Origin of the sequence: Nocardiopsis sediminis (assembly GCF_042650565.1) — a bacterium.
GTDB lineage: Bacteria > Actinomycetota > Actinomycetes > Streptosporangiales > Streptosporangiaceae > Nocardiopsis_B > Nocardiopsis_B sediminis.
In genome coordinates this window covers 10,440-29,747 of record NZ_JBHSBH010000018.1, presented here as the reverse complement: position 1 = coordinate 29,747, position 19,308 = coordinate 10,440, and the positions used below count along the sequence as shown (strand labels likewise).

18 protein-coding genes are annotated in these 19,308 nt (G+C 73.0%); 17 read left to right on the top strand and 1 reads right to left on the bottom strand.

Annotated elements, in window-relative coordinates:
* The first annotated feature begins 333 nt into the window (after positions 1-333).
* The 3 genes from ACFOVU_RS27625 to ACFOVU_RS27615 all read left to right on the top strand — a co-directional run bounded on the left by ACFOVU_RS27625 (position 334) and on the right by ACFOVU_RS27615 (position 3,965).
* A complete protein-coding gene (locus ACFOVU_RS27625) occupies positions 334-1,560 on the top strand; it encodes an aminotransferase family protein (RefSeq protein WP_378538305.1) in 1,227 nt (408 codons plus the stop codon).
* Between the two features lie 278 nt (positions 1,561-1,838).
* Positions 1,839-2,357: a MarR family winged helix-turn-helix transcriptional regulator gene (locus tag ACFOVU_RS27620; RefSeq protein ID WP_378538303.1), complete on the top strand. Its 519-nt coding sequence runs from the start codon at positions 1,839-1,841 to the stop codon at positions 2,355-2,357.
* A gap of 159 nt (positions 2,358-2,516) precedes the next feature.
* Entirely contained in the window at positions 2,517-3,965 is a 1,449-nt protein-coding gene (locus ACFOVU_RS27615) for an NAD(P)/FAD-dependent oxidoreductase (RefSeq protein WP_378538302.1), read from the top strand.
* A gap of 39 nt (positions 3,966-4,004) precedes the next feature.
* Here ACFOVU_RS27615 and ACFOVU_RS27610 read toward each other — a convergent pair whose 3' ends face one another.
* Positions 4,005-4,295: a hypothetical protein gene (locus tag ACFOVU_RS27610; RefSeq protein WP_378538301.1), complete on the bottom strand. Its 291-nt coding sequence runs from the start codon at positions 4,293-4,295 to the stop codon at positions 4,005-4,007.
* A gap of 195 nt (positions 4,296-4,490) precedes the next feature.
* Between ACFOVU_RS27610 and argC the strand changes: the two genes are divergently transcribed.
* The 14 genes from argC to ACFOVU_RS27540 all read left to right on the top strand — a co-directional run.
* Positions 4,491-5,519 (top strand): N-acetyl-gamma-glutamyl-phosphate reductase, encoded by a 1,029-nt coding sequence (gene argC, locus ACFOVU_RS27605; protein WP_378538299.1) that lies wholly within the window; start codon positions 4,491-4,493, stop codon positions 5,517-5,519.
* A 59-nt stretch (positions 5,520-5,578) separates the two neighbouring features.
* Positions 5,579-6,730 (top strand): bifunctional glutamate N-acetyltransferase/amino-acid acetyltransferase ArgJ, encoded by a 1,152-nt coding sequence (argJ, locus tag ACFOVU_RS27600; protein WP_378538298.1) that lies wholly within the window; start codon positions 5,579-5,581, stop codon positions 6,728-6,730.
* Positions 6,727-7,650 (top strand): acetylglutamate kinase, encoded by a 924-nt coding sequence (argB, locus tag ACFOVU_RS27595; protein ID WP_378538296.1) that lies wholly within the window; start codon positions 6,727-6,729, stop codon positions 7,648-7,650. Before argJ ends, argB begins: the two co-directional genes overlap by 4 nt.
* Positions 7,647-8,870 (top strand): acetylornithine transaminase, encoded by a 1,224-nt coding sequence (locus ACFOVU_RS27590; RefSeq protein ID WP_378538294.1) that lies wholly within the window; start codon positions 7,647-7,649, stop codon positions 8,868-8,870. The genes argB and ACFOVU_RS27590 overlap by 4 nt, the downstream gene beginning before the upstream one ends.
* Positions 8,867-9,859, top strand: a complete 993-nt coding sequence (argF, locus tag ACFOVU_RS27585) for an ornithine carbamoyltransferase (protein ID WP_378538293.1) — start codon at positions 8,867-8,869, stop codon at positions 9,857-9,859. The genes ACFOVU_RS27590 and argF overlap by 4 nt, the downstream gene beginning before the upstream one ends.
* Positions 9,856-10,389 (top strand): arginine repressor, encoded by a 534-nt coding sequence (locus ACFOVU_RS27580; protein ID WP_378538291.1) that lies wholly within the window; start codon positions 9,856-9,858, stop codon positions 10,387-10,389. Before argF ends, ACFOVU_RS27580 begins: the two co-directional genes overlap by 4 nt.
* 70 nt (positions 10,390-10,459) lie before the next feature.
* Positions 10,460-11,659: an argininosuccinate synthase gene (locus ACFOVU_RS27575; protein ID WP_378538289.1), complete on the top strand. Its 1,200-nt coding sequence runs from the start codon at positions 10,460-10,462 to the stop codon at positions 11,657-11,659.
* 108 nt (positions 11,660-11,767) lie between these two features.
* Entirely contained in the window at positions 11,768-13,231 is a 1,464-nt protein-coding gene (argH, locus tag ACFOVU_RS27570) for an argininosuccinate lyase (protein ID WP_378538288.1), read from the top strand.
* 403 nt (positions 13,232-13,634) lie between these two features.
* Positions 13,635-16,139, top strand: a complete 2,505-nt coding sequence (locus ACFOVU_RS27565; protein ID WP_378538286.1) for a sensor histidine kinase — start codon at positions 13,635-13,637, stop codon at positions 16,137-16,139.
* Positions 16,140-16,571, top strand: coding sequence for a roadblock/LC7 domain-containing protein (locus tag ACFOVU_RS27560; protein ID WP_378538284.1), 432 nt, complete (start codon positions 16,140-16,142; stop codon positions 16,569-16,571).
* Entirely contained in the window at positions 16,568-17,071 is a 504-nt protein-coding gene (locus tag ACFOVU_RS27555) for a DUF742 domain-containing protein (protein ID WP_378538282.1), read from the top strand. Before ACFOVU_RS27560 ends, ACFOVU_RS27555 begins: the two co-directional genes overlap by 4 nt.
* Complete coding sequence (locus ACFOVU_RS27550; protein ID WP_378538281.1) at positions 17,052-17,648, top strand: GTP-binding protein; 597 nt, start codon at positions 17,052-17,054, stop codon at positions 17,646-17,648. Before ACFOVU_RS27555 ends, ACFOVU_RS27550 begins: the two co-directional genes overlap by 20 nt.
* Before the next feature lie 143 nt (positions 17,649-17,791).
* Positions 17,792-18,712: a sirohydrochlorin chelatase gene (locus tag ACFOVU_RS27545; protein WP_378538314.1), complete on the top strand. Its 921-nt coding sequence runs from the start codon at positions 17,792-17,794 to the stop codon at positions 18,710-18,712.
* Positions 18,713-19,125: 413 nt separating this feature from the next.
* A partial coding sequence (locus tag ACFOVU_RS27540) for a hypothetical protein (protein WP_378538279.1) occupies positions 19,126-19,308 on the top strand: 183 nt, incomplete at its 3' end.

The window sequence follows — 19,308 nt, the reverse complement described above, 5'->3', positions numbered from 1 at the left end:
TTCCGCAGGAATTTTTTTCGCCCTGTCCGCGCAGGTCGAGGGGGGTTTCAGTGGGGGGTGCAAGGGGTAGCCGGAATGATGTTTGTAAATCCGGGGATTACTCCTTGTTTCGTCCCTTGCACCCGGGCCTCTTCACAATCTAATCTTCAGGCACCTGCCGCGATCCGGGCACGCCGGGCACTCGCGGAACAGCTGTTTCTTTCGTCGGTTTCGTGGTGCGTTCTCACGCACGACTCGGCTCGGAGGTCGCTTATGACCGAAACAGTGGTTTCGTATGCGCGCAAAACGAGGGAGCAGCCGGAGCCCGGCCGTCTCTGGCATACCTTCTGCAACATGAACACCGTGTCCAAAGGGCCGGAGTTCGTGGTGGCGCGTGCGGAAGGCGCCTGGCTCTGGGACGAGCACGGCGACCGCTACCTCGACGGCACCGCCAGCCTCTGGTACTGCAATGTCGGGCACGGCCGGACCGAGATCGCCGACGCCGTCCACAAGCAGATCACCACGCTCGACGCCTACACCGTCTACGGCGACTTCGCCAACGGGCCGGCGCTCGAACTCAGCGCGCGACTGGCCTCCCATGCCCCCGTGGCCGATCCCCGGGTGATCCTGACCTGCGGCGGCGGCGAGTCCATCGAGACCGCCAGCAAGCTGGCCCGCCGGTACTGGGCGGCGCTGGGCAGCCCGTCCAAGACGCACCTGATCAGCCGAACCGGCGGCTACCACGGCCTCCACGGCTTCGGCACGAGCATGGGCATGGACCGCTTCCGCGCCGGGTTCGGCCCGCTGATCGAGCAGACCTCGGTGGTGCCCCACGACTCCGTCGAGGCCCTCGAGCAGGAGATCCAACGGGTGGGCCCCGAGAACGTCGCGGCGTTCTTCGCCGAGCCCGTGATCGGGGCCGGCGGGGTGTACGCGCCCGAGCCCGACTACTTCACGCGGGTCGCGGAGCTGTGCCGCGGCTATGGCGTGCTGTTCATCGTCGACAGCGTCATCTGCGCGTTCGGCCGCATGGGCGACTGGTTCGGGGTCGAGCGCTTCGGGGTCTCGCCCGACATGATCGTGTTCGCCAAGGGTGTGACCAGCGGTTACCTGCCGCTGGGGGGCGTCATCACCAGTGGCGAGATCGCCGACCCGTTCTGGAACCACCCCGGAAACCCGTTCATCCACGGCACGACCTACGCCGGGCACCCCACGTGCTGCGCCGCGGCGCTGGCCAACCTCGACATCCTGGAGCGCGAGGACCTGTTCACCGCGTCCCTGGAGGTCGAGGCGCACCTGGACGTGTCGCTGCGCACGCTGGAGGACCACCCGCTCGTGCGCGAGGTCCGCTCCGGCGTGGGTGTCATGGCCGCGGTGGAGCTGACCGAAAAGGCCCTGATGGAGCACGGCATCACCACCGATGAAGTGTTCCAGGAGGCCAGGGCGCGCGGCGTGGTCCTGCGCGCGATACCCACCGCGCTGCTGATGTCGCCGCCGCTGATCGTGTCCTGGCAGCAGATCGACCACATGACGTCCACGCTGCGCTCGGCGCTCGACGCCGTGGCCGCCCGTCATCTCTGAAGGCGAGCCGACGAGCGAGCGGAGGCGGCGCCGCCCCTGCCGAAGGCCCCCACGCGGGGCCGTTGGAGCCGAGCGAGGAGGCGAGCGTGACCAGGCGAGCGTGAGCGGAAGACCCGCCTCGACCCATCCCCGGGGGGGACGGATCGAGGCGGTCCGAAAAGCACGGTGACGCGCGTGTGATCTGTCTGCAACATCACATGGCACACCGATCGGTTCCTTCGCCAGGAAGATATTTCTCGAATATGATCGGGTGATTCGAGGCATCGGGGGCGAGGGGAATGCGCGAGGGCGCGGAGGCGGCTCCGCCGGGCGGGCTGGACGACGACGAACTGCTCACCGCGTGGGGGCTGCTCCACGAGGCCATGCACACCACCTTGCCGCTGCTGCTGCGCGGCATCGACCCCGGCGGCGGCGACATGGCCGGCCCCTGGTTCGAGGTGCTCATCCGCCTCCAGCGCTCGCCCGGCCACCGGCTGCCCATGAGCAGGCTCGCCCGCGAGGTCTGCCTGAGCAGCGGCGGGTTCACCAAGCTCGCCGACCGCCTGGAGCGCAAGGGCTACCTCGTCCGCCAGTCGTGCCCCACCGACCGCCGGGTCGTCTACGCGGCCCTGACCCCTGAGGGCCTGGAGCTGGCCCGCAGGGCGCGGGAACGGCACGTCGCGCTGCTCCGCGAGCACGTCCAGGCCCCGCTGGGCGCCGACGGCCTGCGCCGGTTCGCCGAGCTGGCCCGCACGCTGCGCGACAGCGCGGCCGAGGCCGTCGACCCGCCGCATCCGGCCGTTTCCGGCCGCGGATGACCGGAACCCCGGGCGCGGACACCCGTTGACGAGGCCGCACTGCCAGGGGTATCCGAAGCATTACGGCAACTCGTGTGAAATCGTGCGAAACACCCGGATAATCTGGCGGCGATCCACCGCGAACGCAGTCGCCACCCAGATGACCAGGGGAGCAGCCCGATGAAACTCTTCGCCAGCGCGGCCGAAATGCGTGCCATCCCCCGGTCGGCGGAGTTCCGCAACGGCGCCGTCTCCTTCTGGTTCCGCGAGACCGGCCTGCCCGAGCGCCGCCCGGCGCTCCCCGGCGCCGCCGACTACGACGTGTGCATCGTCGGCGGCGGCTACACCGGGCTGTGGACCGCCTACTACCTCAAGAAGGCCCAGCCCGACCTGCGCATCGCGGTCCTGGAGCGCGAGTTCGCCGGGTTCGGCGCCTCCGGGCGCAACGGCGGCTGGCTGTCGGCCGACTTCGCCGGCTCCCGCGAGCGCTACGCCTCCTCCCACGGCAAGGGGGCGATGATCGCCCTGCAACGCGCCATGATGCGGTCGGTCGACGAGGTCATCTCGACCGCCGCGGCCGAGGGGATCGACGCCGACATCGTCAAGGGCGGCATGCGCCTGGTCGCCACCAACCCCGCCCAGCAGGCCCGCCTGCTGGAGGAGGTCCGCTACCTCCAGGACTGGGGGTACTGGGAGGAGGACCTCTACCTGCTCGACCCCTGTACCGGCAGCGGGCCGCGCCTCCAGGTGGACGGCGCCGTGGCGGCGGCGCACAGCCCCCACGCCGCCCGCATCCAGCCCGCGAAGCTCGCCCTCGGGCTCGCCCGGGTGGTCGAGGCCCTGGGCGTGGACATCTTCGAGGACACCGCGGTGACCGAGATCCGCCCGGCCGCGGACGGGGCGCGCGCCGCGGCGGTGACCCCCCACGGAGAGGTCCGGGCCGACCACGTCATCCGCGCGACCGAGGGGTTCACCGCGTCGCTCCAGGGCCGCCGCCGGGAGTGGCTGCCGATGAACAGCTCCATGATCGCCACCGAGCCGCTGAGCCCCGACATGTGGGAGCACATCGGCTGGGAGGGGCGCGAGGTCCTCGGCGACACCGCGCACGCCTACGTCTACGCCCAGCGCACGGCCGACGGCCGCATCGCCATCGGGGGGCGCGGCGTCCCCTACCGCTTCGGCTCCGGGCACGACGACAACGGCTCCACCCCGCCGCAGACCATCGCCGAGCTGTGGCGCGTGCTGGCCCGCCTGTTCCCCGTGGCCGCCTCCGTGCCCGTCGCGCACGCCTGGTCGGGCGTCCTCGGCGTCCCCCGCGACTGGTGCCCCACCGTGCACCTGGACCGCGACACCGGGCTGGGCTGGGCCGGCGGGTACGTCGGCAGCGGGGTCACCACCAGCAACCTCGCCGGCCGCACCCTGCGCGACCTCGTCCTGGGCCGCGAGACCGACCTCACGCGGCTGCCCTGGGTGGGCCGGCGGGTCCGCGGCTGGGAGCCCGAGCCGCTGCGCTGGGTGGGCAGCCAGGTCGTCTACGGCCTCTACCGCGGCGCCGACCGGCGCGAGTCCGACCGGGTCTCCCACACCTCCCGCCTGGCCGAGATCGCCGGCCGCATCGCGGGCCGCTGACCCGGCGCCCCGAGGGCCGCGCCCGCGCGGGCCCGGCCGCTACGGGATGGCGACGCTGACGGCGAACTCCTCGGCAACGATCGCGCCGGGGCCGACCTCTCCGAGCGCGACCCCCTGGCAGCCCGGGCCGGAGTACAGGACGGCGGTCCGGTCGGTGCGGTTCTCGACCGTCATGGGCCAGGCGCGGGCCTCGTGGCAGCCGCTGGGGTTCTCGACGGGGTGTCCGTTGACGAGCAGCGTCCCGGTGGCGGCCTGGGCGGCGGCGGGCCCGGCCAGGACGATCGCCGTGGTCAGGAGCAGGGAGCCGAGGATCGAGGCGACACGTCGCATGTCATTCCTTTCGGTGCCGTGATGGCTACTTCATGTAGTCATGACCACGTTAGGCGTTCCAGCTGTTTTCGCAGGTGAACCGGGCTTCTCGGCGTCGTCGGGTCGGCGGTGTCAATGAAGCGCGAGGGGTTGCATAAACTTGCAATGACATGCATGATGGTTCATGCAGGGTTCGGTACGGGGGGAGTTCGGCACATGGGGTACACAGCGGCGGTCGCCGGGGCCAGCGGGTATGCCGGCGGCGAGCTCCTGCGCCTGCTCCTCGCCCACCCGGCGATCGACATCGGCGAGGTCACCGCCGGCGGCAGTGCGGGCAGCCGGCTGGGCGAGCACCAGCCCCACCTGATCCCGCTGGCCGACCGGGTCCTCTCCGCCACCGGCGCCGACACCCTCGCCGGCCACGACATCGTCTTCCTCGCCCTCCCGCACGGCCGGTCCGCCGCCATCGCCGAACAGCTCGGCGACGGCGTGCTCATCGTCGACTGCGGCGCCGACTTCCGGCTGCGCGACGCCGCAGCCTGGGAACGGTTCTACGGCTCGCCGCACGCCGGGACCTGGCCCTACGGCCTGCCCGAGCTCCCCGGCGCCCGCACGGCGCTGGCCGGCGCCACCCGCATCGCGGTCCCCGGCTGCCACGTCACCACCGCCACCCTGGCCCTGTTCCCCGGGCTCGCCGACGACCTGGTCGAACCCGACCTCACCGTCGTCGCCGTCACCGGCACCTCCGGCGCCGGGAAGGCGCCCAAGCCCAACCTCGTCGGCAGCGAGGTCATGGGGTCGGTCGCGCCCTACGGGGTGGGCGGCGTCCACCGGCACAACCCCGAGATCGTGCAGAACCTGTCGGGCGTCACCGGCGGCCCCGTCAAGCTCTCCTTCACCCCCGTCCTCGCGCCCATGCCGCGCGGCATCCTCGCCACCTGCACCGCGCCGCTCAAGCCCGGGACCACCGCCGCCGCTGTGCGCGACACCTACCGGCGCCACTTCGCCGACGAGCCCTTCGTGCACCTGCTGCCCGAGGGCACCTGGCCCACCACCGCCATGACGCTCGGCGCCAACACCGCGCTGGTCCAGGTCACCGTCGACGAAGCCGCCGGCCGCATGGTCGCCGTCGCCGCCCTCGACAACCTCACCAAGGGCACCGCAGGCGGCGCCATCCAGAGCGCCAACATCGCCCTCGGCCTGGCCGAAACCGACGGCCTGCCCGTGGCCGGCGTCGCCCCCTAGACAGCGGCGCCCCCGCCGGCCCCGGCCGGGGCCGACCCCCATCCGTGAAAGGTTCCACCGTGAGCGTCACCGCCGCCCCAGGTTTCCGGGCCGCCGGAGTGACCGCCGGCATCAAACCCAGCGGCAACCGCGACGTCGCCGTCGTCATCAACGACGGCCCCTCGCGCGCCGCCGCCGCCGTCTTCACCCGCAACCGCGTCAAGGCCGCCCCGGTCCTGTGGTCGCAGCAGGTGGTCGCGGGCGGCCGGGTCCGCGCGGTCGTCCTCAACGCCGGCAACGCCAACGCCTGCACCGGCGCCCCCGGCTTCCAGGACGCCCACGCCACGGCCGAACGCGCCGCCGCCGCGCTCGACGACTCCGCCGGGGAGATCGTCGTCTGCTCCACCGGCCTGATCGGCGAGCGGCTGCCCCTGCCCGCCCTGCTCGACGGGGTCGACGCCGCGGTCGCCGAGGCCGCCCGCGACGGCGGCCTCGCCGCCGCCGGCGCCATCCGCACCACCGACACCGTCGCCAAGATCGCGTTCCGGCGCGGCGCGGGCTACACCGTCGGCGGCATGGCCAAGGGCGCCGGCATGCTCGCCCCCTCCCTGGCCACCATGCTGTCGGTCATCACCACCGACGCCGACCTCACCTCCGAGCAGTGCGACCGGCTCCTGCGCGCGGCCACCGCCCGCACCTTCGAGCGCGTCGACTCCGACGGCTGCCTGTCCACCAACGACACCGTGGTGCTCATGGCCGGCGGCGCATCGGGCGTCACACCCGACGAAGCCGAGTTCGGCCTGCTGCTCACCGAGGTCTGCGCCGACCTCGCCCGCCAGCTCGTCGCCGACGCCGAAGGCGCCTCGAAGTCCATCGCCATCGAGGTCGTCGGCGCAGCCGACGAAGACGACGCGGTCGAGGTCGCCCGCGCCGTCGCCCGCAACAGCCTGTTCAAATGCGCCATGTACGGGCAGGACCCGAACTGGGGCCGGGTCCTGGCGGCGGTGGGCACCACCTCCGCGGCGTTCGAACCCGACGACCTCAACGTCGCCATCAACGGTGTCTGGATCTGCCGCCGCGGCGCCGTGGGGGACGACCGCTCCAAGGTGGACCTCGCCCCGCGCGAGGTCACCGTCACCGTCGACCTGTCCGCCGGAAGCGCCGCCGCCACCGTCTGGACCACCGATCTGACCGTCGAATACGTTCACGAGAACTCGGCCTACAGCACATGAACTCCCGTAAACAGGCACTGGACAAAGCCCACACCCTCATCGAGGCCCTGCCCTGGCTGAGCCGCTTCCACGGCAAGACCGTCGTGGTCAAGTACGGCGGCAACGCCATGACCGACCCCGCCCTCCAGGAGCGGTTCGCCGAGAACATCGTGTTCCTGCGCTACGCGGGCCTGCGCCCCGTCGTGGTCCACGGCGGCGGCCCGCAGATCAGCGCCCACCTCGACCGCCTGGGCGTGGAGAGCACCTTCACGGCCGGGCTGCGCGTGACCACCCCCGAGACCATGGACGTCGTCCGCATGGTCCTGGCCGGGCAGGTCAACCGCGAGATCGTCGGCCTGATCAACGCCCACGGCCCCTTCGCCGTCGGCATCTCCGGCGAGGACGCCCACCTGATCACCGCCGAGCGCAAGCCCGCCCTGGTCGACGGCGTCCCCGTCGACATCGGCCAGGTCGGCGAGGTCGTCGAGGTGCAGGCGGGGGTGGTGCGCACCCTGCTCGACGACGGCCGCATCCCCGTCATCTCCAGCATCGCCCGCTCCACCGACGGCGTCTACAACGTCAACGCCGACACCGCCGCCGCCGCGCTGGCGGTCGGCCTCGGCGCCGCCAAGCTGATGGTGCTCACCGACGTGGAGGGCCTCTACGCCGACTACCCCGCCTGCGAGGAGCTGATCAGCCGCCTCACCGCCGGCGAGCTGGAGGACCTGCTGCCCACCCTGTCGTCGGGGATGGTCCCGAAGATGGAGGCGTGCCTGCGCGCGGTCCGCGGCGGCGTGCCCCAGGCGCACGTGCTCGACGGCCGCACCCCCGACTCCATGCTGCTGGAGGTCTTCACCAACGACGGCATCGGCACCATGGTCATCGGCGAGGTCCAGGAGCCCACCGAGCCCGTCGCCCTGTTCGAGCCGGAGGAGACATGACCGCCGCCCCCGTCTCCTCCACCGCCGCGCTCACCGCGCGCTTCGACGCCCACCTGATGCCCAACTACGGCACCCCGCCCATCGCGCTCGTCCGCGGCGAGGGGCGCCGCGTCTGGGACGCCGACGGCACCCGCTACCTCGACCTCGTCGCCGGGATCGCGGTCTCCGCCCTGGGCCACGCCCACCCGGCGCTGGTCAAGGCGGTCTCGGACCAGGTGGCCACCATCGCCCACACCAGCAACCTCTACGTGCACGAGCGCGAGGTCGAGCTCGCCGAGCGCCTCACCGCGCTCCTCGGCTCCGACGGCGGCGACACCCGCGTGTTCTTCGCCAACTCCGGCACCGAGGCCAACGAGGCCGCGCTCAAGCTCGTCCGCCGCGCCGCCGGCACCGGGCGCCCCCGCGTCGTCTCCACGGTCGACGGCTTCCACGGCCGCACCTCCGGCGCGCTCGCCCTCACCGGCAAGCCCGCCATCCGCGACCCCTTCGGGCCCTTCGGCCTGGACGTCGTCTTCGTGCCCTACGGCGACGCCGACGCGCTGCGCGCGGCCGTCGACACCACCTGCGCCGCGGTCTTCGTGGAACCCACCCAGGGCGAGGCCGGGATCGTCGAGGCCCCCGAGGGCTACCTGCGCGCCGTCCGCTCCATCTGCGACGCCACCGGCGCCGCCTTCGTCCTCGACGAGATCCAGAGCGGCATCGGGCGCACCGGCCGGTGGTTCGCCCACCAGCAGGCCGGCGTCCTGCCCGACGTCCTCACCCTCGCCAAGGGCCTCGGCGGCGGGCTGCCCATCGGCGCCTGCATCGGCTTCGGCCGCTTCGCCACCGCCTTCGCCAAGGGCGACCACGGGTCCACCTTCGGCGGCAACCCGGTGTCCTGCGCCGCGGCGCTCGCGGTCCTCGCCACCATCGAGGCCGACGCCCTCCTCGACGCCGTCACCGCCAACGGCGACCTCCTCGCCCGCGGGATCGCCGCGGCCGGCCACCCCCTCGTCGCCGGCGTCCGCGGCACCGGCCTGTGGCGCGGCATCCGGCTGACCGCCCCCGAGGCACCCCGCGTCCAGGCCGCCGCGGCCGCACACGGCTTCCTGGTCAACGCCGTCGCCCCCGACGTCATCCGCATCGCCCCGCCGCTCACCATCACCCCCGGCGAGATCGGGGAATTCACCGCCGCGCTCCCCGCGATCCTGCGCGACGCCACCGACGAGGAGACGACATGAGTCCCGCGCCCCGTGTCTCCGTCCGCCACTTCCTGCGCGACGACGACCTCACCCCCGCCGAGCAGGCCGAGATCCTCGACCTCGCCGACGCCATGAAGAAGGACCGCTTCGCCGAACGCCCCCTGGCCGGCCCGCAGACGGTCGCCCTGGTGTTCGACAAGCCCTCCACCCGCACCCGGGTCTCCTTCGCCGTCGGCGTCGCCGACCTGGGCGGCCAGCCGCTCGTCATCGACTCCCAGACCAGCCAGATGGGCCGCGGCGAGCCGGTCGAGGACACCGCCCGCGTGCTGGAGCGCCACGTCGCCGCCATCGTGTGGCGGACCTTCTCCCAGGAGCGCCTGGAGGCCATGGCGGACGCCTCCGGGGTCCCGGTCGTCAACGCCCTCACCGACGACTTCCACCCCTGCCAGATCCTCGCCGACCTGCAAACGATCCGCGAGCACAAGGGGCACCTCGCCGGGCTGACCCTCGCCTACTTCGGCGACGGCGCCAACAACATGGCGCACTCCTACCTGCTCGGCGGCGCCCTCGCCGGCATGCACGTCCGCATCGCCGCCCCGCAGGGCTACCTGCCCGAGCCGGCCGTCCGGGCCCGGGCCGAGCAGATCGCCGCCGAGACCGGCGGGTCGGTCACGGTCACCGGCGACGCCGACGCCGCCGCATCCGGCGCCGACGTCCTCGCCACCGACACCTGGACCTCGATGGGCCAGGAGGCCGAGGCCGCCGACCGCGACGCGCCCTTCCGCCCCTACACCGTCGACGACGCCAGACTCGCCGCCGCGGCGCCCGGCGCCATCGTCCTGCACTGCCTGCCCGCGCACCGCGGCGAGGAGATCACCGCCTCGGTGATCGACGGCCCCCAGAGCGTCGTCTGGGACGAGGCCGAGAACCGCCGCCACGCACAGAAGGCCGTGCTGGCCTTCCTGCTGCGCACGTCGACCCCCGGTGGCCAGGGGGCACCGGGGGACCCCAGAGACGGACGACGATGACCGCCGACGGCGGCGCATCGGCACCCATGACCAAGGCCGCCCGCCACGCCCGCATCACCGAGGCCCTGACCCGGAACGACGTCCGTTCCCAAGGGGAGCTCGCGCGACTGCTGGCCGACAGCGGGGTCCAGGTCACCCAGGCCACGCTCTCGCGCGACCTGGACGAACTGGGAGCCGTCAAACTCCGCACCGCCGACGGCAGCCTCGTCTACGTCCTGCCCGGTGAAGGCGGCGAGCGCCTCCAGCGCGCCCGCCCCGACACCCTCGACCTGGAACACGTGTCCAACGCGCGCCTCACCCGGCTCGCCGAGGACCTCCTGGTCTCGGCCGAGGCATCGGCCAACATGGTCATCGTCCGGACCCCTCCGGGGGCGGCCCAGTTCCTCGCCTCGGCGATCGACCACACCGACTTCCACGCCATCCTGGGGACCATCGCCGGAGACGACACCATCCTGGTGATCTCCCGCGACCCCCAGGGCGGGGAGGAGCTCGCTTCAGCGCTGCTGCGGCTGGCCGACCGGCGCCCCTGACGCGCCGGACGGCCGGGGGCCATCCGCCGCCGCGGCACCGAACACACCTGCACGAACAAGGAGAACCGACATGACCGAGCGGGTCGTACTCGCCTACTCCGGGGGACTGGACACCTCCGTCGCCATCGGCTGGATCGCCGAGGAGACCGGCGCCGAGGTCGTCGCCGTGGCCATCGACTGCGGCCAGGGCGGCGAGGACCTCGACGTCATCCGCCAGCGCGCGCTGGACTGCGGCGCCGTCGAGGCGGTCGTCGCCGACGCCAAGGACGAGTTCGCGAGCGAATACTGCATCCCGGCCCTCCAGGCCAACGCCCTCTACATGGACCGCTACCCGCTGGTGTCGGCCCTGTCGCGCCCACTGATCGTCAAGCACCTCGCCGACGCCGCCCGCTACCACGGGGCGACCATGGTCTCCCACGGCTGCACCGGCAAGGGCAACGACCAGGTCCGCTTCGAGGCCGGCCTCGCCGCCCTCTTCCCCGAGCTGAAGGTCCTCGCCCCGGTCCGCGACTCCGGCATGACCCGCGACAAGGCCATCGCCTTCGCGGAGGAGAAGGGCCTGCCGATCGACGTCTCCAAGAAGTCCCCCTACTCCATCGACCAGAACCTCTTCGGCCGCGCCGTGGAGACCGGGTTCCTGGAGGACATCTGGAACGGCCCGATCGAGGACGTCTACTCCTACACCGACGACCCCTCCGCGCCGCGCGCCGCCGACGAGCTGGTCATCGGCTTCACCAACGGCGTCCCCACCTCCATCGACGGCAAGGAGCTCACCCCGCTCCAGGTCATCGAGGAGATGAACCGCCGCGCCGGCGCCCAGGGGGTCGGCCGCATCGACATGGTCGAGGACCGGCTCGTGGGCATCAAGAGCCGCGAGGTCTACGAGGCGCCCGGCGCCATCGCCCTCATCGCCGCCCACCAGGAGCTGGAGAACGTCACCGTCGAGCGGGAGCTCGCCCGCTTCAAGCGCGGCGTCGACCAGCGCTGGGGCGAGCTGGTCTACGACGGCCTGTGGTTCTCCCCGCTCAAGAAGGCCCTCGACGGCTTCATCGCCGAGGCCAACCGGCACGTCACCGGCGAGATCCGCATGGTCCTGCACGGCGGGCGCGCGGTCGTCACCGGCCGGCGCAGCGAGGCCTCGCTCTACGACTACGATCTCGCCACCTACGACACCGGCGACACCTACGACCAGAGCCTGGCCCGCGGCTTCATCGACATCTGGAGCATGCCGGCCAAGATCGCCAGCCTGCGCGACCAGAAGCTCTCCTGACCCGACGGGCCCCGGTGCCACGGCCCGGCCCCCTACCGGGGGCCGGGCCGTGCGCCGCGCCCGCGCCCACCCGACTCCACAGCACAGACGACGCAAAGGACCCCGACCGTGGCTGACGAAGGCGACACCCAGGTCACCCGGCTTTGGGGCGGCCGCTTCGCTGGCGGCCCCTCCGAAGCCCTCGCCCGGCTCTCGCTGAGCACCCACTTCGACTGGCGGCTGGCCCGCCACGACATCGCCGGCTCGCGCGCCCACGCCCGCGTCCTGCACGCCGCGGGGCTGCTCACCAGAGACGAACTCGACGCCATGCTCGCCGGGCTGGACCGGCTGGAGGCCGACGTCGCCTCGGGAGCGTTCACCCCGGTCCTGGCCGACGAGGACGTGCACACCGCCCTGGAGCGGGGGTTCATCGAACGGGTCGGCGCCGACCTCGGCGGGCGGCTGCGCGCCGGCCGGTCGCGCAACGACCAGATCGCCACCCTGGTCCGCATGTACCTGCGCGAGCAGGCGCGCGGCATCGCCGCGGGGCTGCTCGACCTCGCGGCGGTCCTCGCCGACCAGGCCGAGGCCCACATCGGCGTCGCCATGCCCGGGCGCACCCACCTCCAGCACGCCCAGCCGGTCCTGCTCGCCCACCACCTGCTGGCGCACGCCTGGCCGCTCATCCGCGACGTCGAACGGCTGCGCGACTGGGACGCCCGCGCCGCGGTGTCGCCCTACGGCTCCGGCGCCCTCGCCGGATCCTCCCTGGGCCTCGACCCCGAGGCGGTCGCCGCCGACCTCGGTTTCCCGGCCGCGGCCGAGAACTCCATCGACGGCACCGCCGCCCGCGACGTCGTCGCGGAGTTCGCGTTCGTCGCCGCCATGATCGGGGTCGACCTGTCGCGGCCCGCCGAGGAGATCATCCTCTGGGCGACCAAGGAGTTCTCCTTCGTCACCCTCGACGACGCGTTCTCCACCGGGTCCTCGATCATGCCGCAGAAGAAGAACCCCGACATCGCCGAGCTGGCGCGCGGCAAGTCGGGGCGGCTCATCGGCGACCTCGCCGGCCTGCTCACCACGCTCAAGGGCCTCCCGCTCGCCTACAACCGCGACCTCCAGGAGGACAAGGAGCCGGTGTTCGACGCCGTCGACACCCTGGACCTGCTCCTGCCCGCCTTCACCGGCATGGTCGCCACCCTCACCTTCAACGGCGAGCGCATGGCCGAACTGGCACCGCAGGGGTTCTCCCTGGCCACCGACATCGCCGAATGGCTGGTCCGCAACCGGGTGCCCTTCCGCGAGGCGCACGAGATCGCCGGAGCCTGCGTGCGCGTGTGCGAGGAGCGCGGCATCGACCTGCCCCAGCTCACCGACGCCGACTTCGCCGCGATCTCCCCCCACCTGGGGCCGGGGGTTCGCGACGTCCTCACCGTCGCCGGATCGCTGGACTCGCGCTCGGCCAAGGGCGGCACCGCCCCCGCGCGCGTCGCCGAACAGCTCGGCCGGCTGCGCGCGGCCATCGACGGCCACCGCGCCTTCGCGGGGATCGCGGACCCCTCCGGCACCACCGGCGGCGACCGCATCGGGTGAGCCGAACCTGTCCATAACCCCACCTCAGCAGTGGCCTGACCCGGCCACCGCACCAGCCGGCCCGCCCCCCGGACACGACCGACGGGGGCGGGCCAGCGGCGTTGCCCGGATACCGCCGAAGGCGGCCCGACCGTAATCGCCGGCGGCGCCCGGGAGTTCGGCGAAATGCGCTTCCCCTCCTGCGGCGATGCGATAGCGTCCTGGACTTGTGGGCACCATGGGTGGCCCTCCCTGCGCAGAGTGTGAGGGAGGCGGTCCGGGACACCGGGCGACGACGATTCGCGCCCGGCGCCTCACGGCGGACCCCACCGCCGCGGCGATCTCCCCCAGCGCGGCCGGGGACGCCGCGGCCACCGGCACGGTGCCCCTCCGATTCCGATCCCGTGTCCGTGGGAGGAGCTCGATGGGTAGGGCGAGCGGCGCCGACCGCGGCATCAGAGCACAGCTGAACCGGATCGTGCTGATCCCCAGCATCACGTTCCTCGTGCTCTTCGGGGCGCTGAGCGCCGGCACCCTCATGCAGGCCGCCTCCCTGCACACCGCCACCGACGACGGCCGCAGCGGCGTCCACCTCTACCACTCCATCGTGGAGCTGCAAGAGGAGCGGCGCCTCGCCGTCGCCTTCGTCAGCGCCCCCTCCGAAGAGGCCATGCAGGCCCTGCGCGACCAGGCCGCCGCCACCGACGAAGCCGTCCGCGAAGTCGACTCCCGCAGCGAGGCGCTGCGCGGGCGCGGCGACCCCGCGGTCGCCGAGATCGCCGCCGCCTACTTCACCTCCGCCGCCCGGCGCGGCGAGATCCGCGTCCAGGTCATGGCCGAGGAGGCTACCCCCGAGGACGTCCTGCGCTCCTACACCGCCATCACCGACCAGGCCGTCCTGCTCTACGACGCCACCGCCCGCCGCCTCGACGACGGCCCCTCCACCGCCGCCGGCTCCGACGTCGTCAACCTCATGCGCGCCCAAGACCTCTTCTCCCAGGCCGACGCCGTCCTCAGCGGCGCCCTCGCCGCCGGCACCCTCACCCTCGCCGACCGCCGCGACTTCGCCGCCTTCATGAGCGCCGCCCGCGAACGGCTGCGCACCGTCGGCCCCGAACTCCGCGGCGAACCCGCCGACGCCCACGCCGCACTCATCGGCGGCGCCGAGTGGCGCCGGGCCAACGAGACCGCCGACACCGTCGCCGGCCCGCCCGAGGTCACCACCGACCCCGTCACCGGCGTCGGGACCCCCTCCGAAGAGCCGCCCGACGGGCTCGGCGCCTGGCGCGAGGACGCCGACTCCGTCAATCAGGACCTCGCCGAGCTGACCGACGCCCAGGCCCACGCCGTCATCGCCGCCACCGACCGCGCCGGCAGCGCGATGTTCGGCGTGGCCTTCGGCGGCGGCGTCCTGGCGGTGCTCGCCGGCACCCTCGCCTACGGGACCGCCTCCCGGTCGGCGTCGCGGCTGACCGCCCGGCTCGCCCGGCTGCGCGCCGACGCCCTGGGGCTGGCCCGTGAGGAGCTGCCCCGCATCGTCCGCCGCCTGGCCGACGGCGACCCCGTCGACCTCGACACCGAACTGCGCCAGCTCGACCACGGCGGCGACGAGGTCGGCCAGGTCGCCGACGCCTTCAACACCGCACAGCGGACCGCTGTCAGCGCGGCGGTCAAACAGGCCGACATGCGCGCCGGCGTCAACCGGGTGTTCCTGGCCATCGCCCACCGCAACCAGTCGCTGGTACAGCGCCAGCTCCAGCTGCTGGACCGCATCGAACGCGAGGAGGAGGACCCCGATCTGCTGGAGGACCTGTTCCACCTGGACCACCTGGCCACCCGGGGCCGCCGCAACGCCGAGAACCTCATCATCCTCGGCGGAGCCCAGCCCGGACGCCGGTGGCGGCACCCGATCCCCCTTGTCGACATCCTGCGCGGGGCGATCTCCGAGACCGAGGAGTACGCGCGCGTGAAGCTGCGCATGGTCCCCGAACTGTCGCTGTCGGGGGCGGTCGTCGCCGACGTCATCCACCTCGTCGCCGAGCTGGTGGAGAACGCCACCTCGTTCTCCCCGCCGCACACCATCGTGCACATTCACAGCGAGGTCGTGCCCAAGGGGGTGGTCGTCGAGATCGAGGACCGCGGCCTGGGCATGAGCGAGGACCGGCTGGCGGCCGCCAACGCCACGCTCGGCAAGGCGCCGGAGTTCGACGTCATGGCGCTCAACCAGGACTCCCGGCTGGGCCACTTCGTGGTGGCGCGGCTGGCCGAGAAGCACGACATCAGCGTCGAGCTGTGCCCCTCGCCCTACGGCGGCACCCGCGCGGTCGTCCTGGTCCCCAGCGCCCTCATCTCCAGCGCGTCCGCCGAGGAGCCCGTCAACCGCACCCCGGCCGAGGTCGTCTCGGGGCCCGCGGCCCGGCGCCGAGGCGGGGGAGACCTCCTCGCCGACCCGAAGCGGCCGGTGCCGCGGCGGCGCATCGGGGGCGAACTCCCCGAGCGCCCCGCTACCGGCCCACTGCCGGTGCGGGGGCGCGCCGCGTCCCCCCCGCCCCCGGCCGATCCCGAGCCGTCCGTGCCGCCGCCCCTTCCCGAGGCGCCGCGCTCCCGGCCCGACGATCCCGAGCCCGCGGGTGGCGGCGGCGACCGGCCGGCCCTGCCCCGCAGGCGGCGCCAGGCCAGCCTGGCACCGCAGCTCCGGACCGACACACCCGCGGGCGGCTCCGACACCGAACCCGTCACGCTCCGTTCCCCGGAGCAGGCCCGGCAGATGATGAGCGCCTTCCAGATGGGGACCCGTCGCGGACGCGAAGACGACCACCTCCCCGGCGAAGGCGAACCCCCGAACGGGGCGCCGTCGGGCCAGGCAGCAGGGACACGCGAGACGCCCGCCGCGCACCCGGCCGGCGGGCCCACGGGAGAGAGCGAGTAAATGGTGCAGAAGAGCAACGCCGCAGGCGACCTCAACTGGCTTCTCGACGACCTGGTCGATCGCGTCGTCGGAGCGCAGCACGCCATCGTGCTGTCCGCCGATGGCCTGCTCATCGGCCGGTCGCGCGACCTGTCCATCGAGGACGCCGAGCACCTGTCCGCGGTGGCCTCCGCCTTTCAGAGTCTGGCCCGGGGAACCGGCCGCCAGTTCGACGGCGGATCCGTCCGCCAGACCGTCGTGGAGATGGAGCACGCCTACCTGTTCGTCACCGCCGCGGGCGAGGGCGCCTGCCTGGCGGTCCTCGCCACGGAGAGCGCCGATGTCGGACTGGTCGCCTATGAGATGAACATGCGCATCAAGCGGGTCGGCCAGTTCCTCACCGCCGCCCCGCGCTTTCCCGAGTCCGCCGTCGCCGGGAGCAGCGGATCATGACGCCACCCGGAGATCCCCGCAACGGGGCCTCCCCGCGCGGCGGCCCGACCCGCGGACAGGTCCGCCCGCGCGATCCCGGGGCCGCGGCGGCCCCCTGGTACCGGAGGCGCGGCCAGGCCGCCGCCGACACCCGGCCCGGGACCCTCTCCCACCTCGACGCCGCGGCCGGCTCCCTCGTGCGCCCCTACGCCATGACCGGCGGGCGCACCCGCCCGGCGGGCAGCGGGCTGGACATGATCAGCATCGTCGTGGCCACCCGCGAGCGCTTCGATTGGCACTTACTGGAACCCGAGCACGCAGCGATCCTGCGGCTGTGTCACCGCCCGGTCTCGGTCGCGGAGCTGTCGGCCCAGATGGACATCCCCATGACCGTGGTCAAGGTGCTCCTCGGTGACCTGATCGCCCGGGGCGACGTACTCGCCCGGGCCCCACTGCCCCCTGCCGACCTACCCGAAATGAACATACTTCAGGCGGTACTCGATGGCATCCGCAGACTCTGACCACGGCCCCGGTGCGAACATCCCCCTGGCGGTGAAGATCCTCATCGCCGGGGGCTTCGGGGCGGGCAAGACCACCATGGTGGGCTCGGTCAGTGAGATCACCCCTCTCAGCACCGAGGAGGTCATGACCGAGGTCAGCATGGGCGTCGACGACCTCAACGGGGTCGAGGAGAAGACCACCACGACCGTGGCCCTGGACTTCGGCCGGATCACGGTCAACGACCAGGTGGTGCTGTACCTGTTCGGCACGCCCGGCCAGGGCCGGTTCTGGTTCATGTGGGACGAGCTGGCGTCGGGGGCGCTGGGGGCCGTGGTCCTCGCCGACACCCGGCGGCTCGACAGCTGCTTCCCCGCCGTGGACTTCTTCGAGCACCGGCGGATCCCGTTCGTCGTGGCCGTCAACCGGTTCGACGAGACCGACACCTACACGCCCCAGGAGGTCCGCGACGCCGTCGACCTGGGGGCCGACGTGCCCATCCTGATGACCGACGCACGAGAGCGGGAATCGGGCAAGCGCGTGCTGCTGGCCCTCGTCGAACACGTGATGCGGCGGCGGAGCCCTGCTTTGTCCGGTTGACCGATACGATGGCCCGACAAGCCCCAATGACCGTGATCGCCCCCGAGAACGACGCCGCCATCAGCTGTTTCACGATCGGAATCGAACCGAGGGCAAGATCATCGCCTACGAGTCGTTAGCATCTTTCCGTGAACCCTGACAGCATGCAGAATCCGGACAGACTACCCCCCCGCGATCTGCCGCGACGCCGATCCGGCCGGCACCGGAACCCCCTCTCGTTCGACAGCTACGTGGGCACCCCCGCACTGGTGCTCGCGGTGCCCGGGGCCTACGAGGACGCGTCCGCGGGAGCAGGCGAGGGGATCGGCCGCCAGATGGCCGACCTCGTCCGGTCCTACCGGCCCGAGGTCACCATCCGGTTCGGCTACACCGAGGGCGACCGCCACCCCCTCGCCGAGGCGCTCACCGACCTCCGGCCCCTGGACGGCCACCCCCTGCGCGGGGTCGTGGTCCCCCTGATCACCGCGCCGCACGCGGCCACCGGAGCGGCCATCCGCGCCGCGATCGAGGCCACGGGCGCCGACGTCCGCATCACCGAGGCGCTGGGCCCCCACCCCATGCTCGCCGAGGTGCTGCACCTGCGGCTCGCCGAGGCCGGCTTCGTCCGCGCCGACCGGATGCGCCTCATCAGCGTGGTCGCGCCGAGCACCAGCATGACCGACGGCGTCATCGTAGGCGCGGTCGGCGGCCCCGACGCCGTGAGCGCCGCCGGGGTGACCGCCGTGCTGCTCGCCGCGCGCCTGGGCATCACCGTGCTCCCCGCCGACCTCGACGACGACGCCTCGGTGGCCGAGATCGCCGGTCAGCTCCGCGACGCCGGGTGCGTGCGCCCGGTCATCGCCCCCAGCGTGGTGGGCCCGGAGTTCACCCCCGATCGGCTGGCGGAGCTGGCACAGCGCCACGGCGCGCGCCCCAGCGGGGCCCTGGGCGCGGGCAGCACGCTCGCCAAGATCACGGCGCTGCGCTACGCGGAGATCCTCAACACCCTGGGCGTCGAAACCCCGCCGCCCACCGCGGACGAACTCCCGGCACCGGTCGGATCCCGCCACCGCCCCGGCAGCTAGAGCGGCATCGCGGCGGCCGGTCCCCGCGGTACCGGCCCTGCCCTTTCGCTGTGCCCCCGGCGGCGTACTCGGTGTTTCCCGCTCAGCCTGTGGGGGCGCTTCCGGGCGGAGGCTTCCCTCGTCGCCGGGCGCTCCCTCGTACCTCGGTCGCACCCGGCTCCTCAGTCCAGCCACCGCCGCGCCCCCACAAGCACGCTCTTCGGGAAGTACGCCGCCGGGGGCATGTTCAGAACAGGGGAGGTAGCTCGTTGTAACTCTTTCGGTACACAGGGCTACGCTTTTTCGGTAGGGTCAGCCCCTGGGTCGCCGCGGTGTGCGTGCACGCGCCGTCTCCGGCGCGGCCACCGCGTGCACCCTGCGGAGCCGGGGGGATGACCATGACCAGAGCGCCCAGACCGACCATACGCGGCCAGATGACCCGCATCGTGCTGATCCCGAGCATCAGCTTCCTGGTGCTGTGGACCCTGATGACCGCGGCCGGAATGTGGCGGGCCGGGGCGGCGGCGCTCTCCGTCGCCGCCGCCGACGACGGCATCGAGGCCGCGGCCTTCACCGCCGACCTCGCCGACCACGAACGCGTCCCGGCCCTGGCCGGC

Excerpts from the sequence above, each read along its gene's own strand:
- ACFOVU_RS27625 (WP_378538305.1), top strand. The coding sequence starts at position 334 with ATGAACACCGTGTCCAAAGGGCCGGAGTTCGTGGTGGCGCGTGCGGAA.
- ACFOVU_RS27620 (WP_378538303.1), top strand. The coding sequence starts at position 1,839 with ATGCGCGAGGGCGCGGAGGCGGCTCCGCCGGGCGGGCTGGACGACGAC.
- ACFOVU_RS27615 (WP_378538302.1), top strand. The coding sequence starts at position 2,517 with ATGAAACTCTTCGCCAGCGCGGCCGAAATGCGTGCCATCCCCCGGTCG.
- ACFOVU_RS27610 (WP_378538301.1), bottom strand. The coding sequence starts at position 4,295 with ATGCGACGTGTCGCCTCGATCCTCGGCTCCCTGCTCCTGACCACGGCG.
- argC (WP_378538299.1), top strand. The coding sequence starts at position 4,491 with ATGGGGTACACAGCGGCGGTCGCCGGGGCCAGCGGGTATGCCGGCGGC.
- argB (WP_378538296.1), top strand. The coding sequence starts at position 6,727 with ATGAACTCCCGTAAACAGGCACTGGACAAAGCCCACACCCTCATCGAG.
- ACFOVU_RS27590 (WP_378538294.1), top strand. The coding sequence starts at position 7,647 with ATGACCGCCGCCCCCGTCTCCTCCACCGCCGCGCTCACCGCGCGCTTC.
- argF (WP_378538293.1), top strand. The coding sequence starts at position 8,867 with ATGAGTCCCGCGCCCCGTGTCTCCGTCCGCCACTTCCTGCGCGACGAC.
- ACFOVU_RS27580 (WP_378538291.1), top strand. The coding sequence starts at position 9,856 with ATGACCGCCGACGGCGGCGCATCGGCACCCATGACCAAGGCCGCCCGC.
- ACFOVU_RS27575 (WP_378538289.1), top strand. The coding sequence starts at position 10,460 with ATGACCGAGCGGGTCGTACTCGCCTACTCCGGGGGACTGGACACCTCC.
- ACFOVU_RS27565 (WP_378538286.1), top strand. The coding sequence starts at position 13,635 with ATGGGTAGGGCGAGCGGCGCCGACCGCGGCATCAGAGCACAGCTGAAC.
- ACFOVU_RS27560 (WP_378538284.1), top strand. The coding sequence starts at position 16,140 with ATGGTGCAGAAGAGCAACGCCGCAGGCGACCTCAACTGGCTTCTCGAC.
- ACFOVU_RS27555 (WP_378538282.1), top strand. The coding sequence starts at position 16,568 with ATGACGCCACCCGGAGATCCCCGCAACGGGGCCTCCCCGCGCGGCGGC.
- ACFOVU_RS27550 (WP_378538281.1), top strand. The coding sequence starts at position 17,052 with ATGGCATCCGCAGACTCTGACCACGGCCCCGGTGCGAACATCCCCCTG.
- ACFOVU_RS27545 (WP_378538314.1), top strand. The coding sequence starts at position 17,792 with ATGCAGAATCCGGACAGACTACCCCCCCGCGATCTGCCGCGACGCCGA.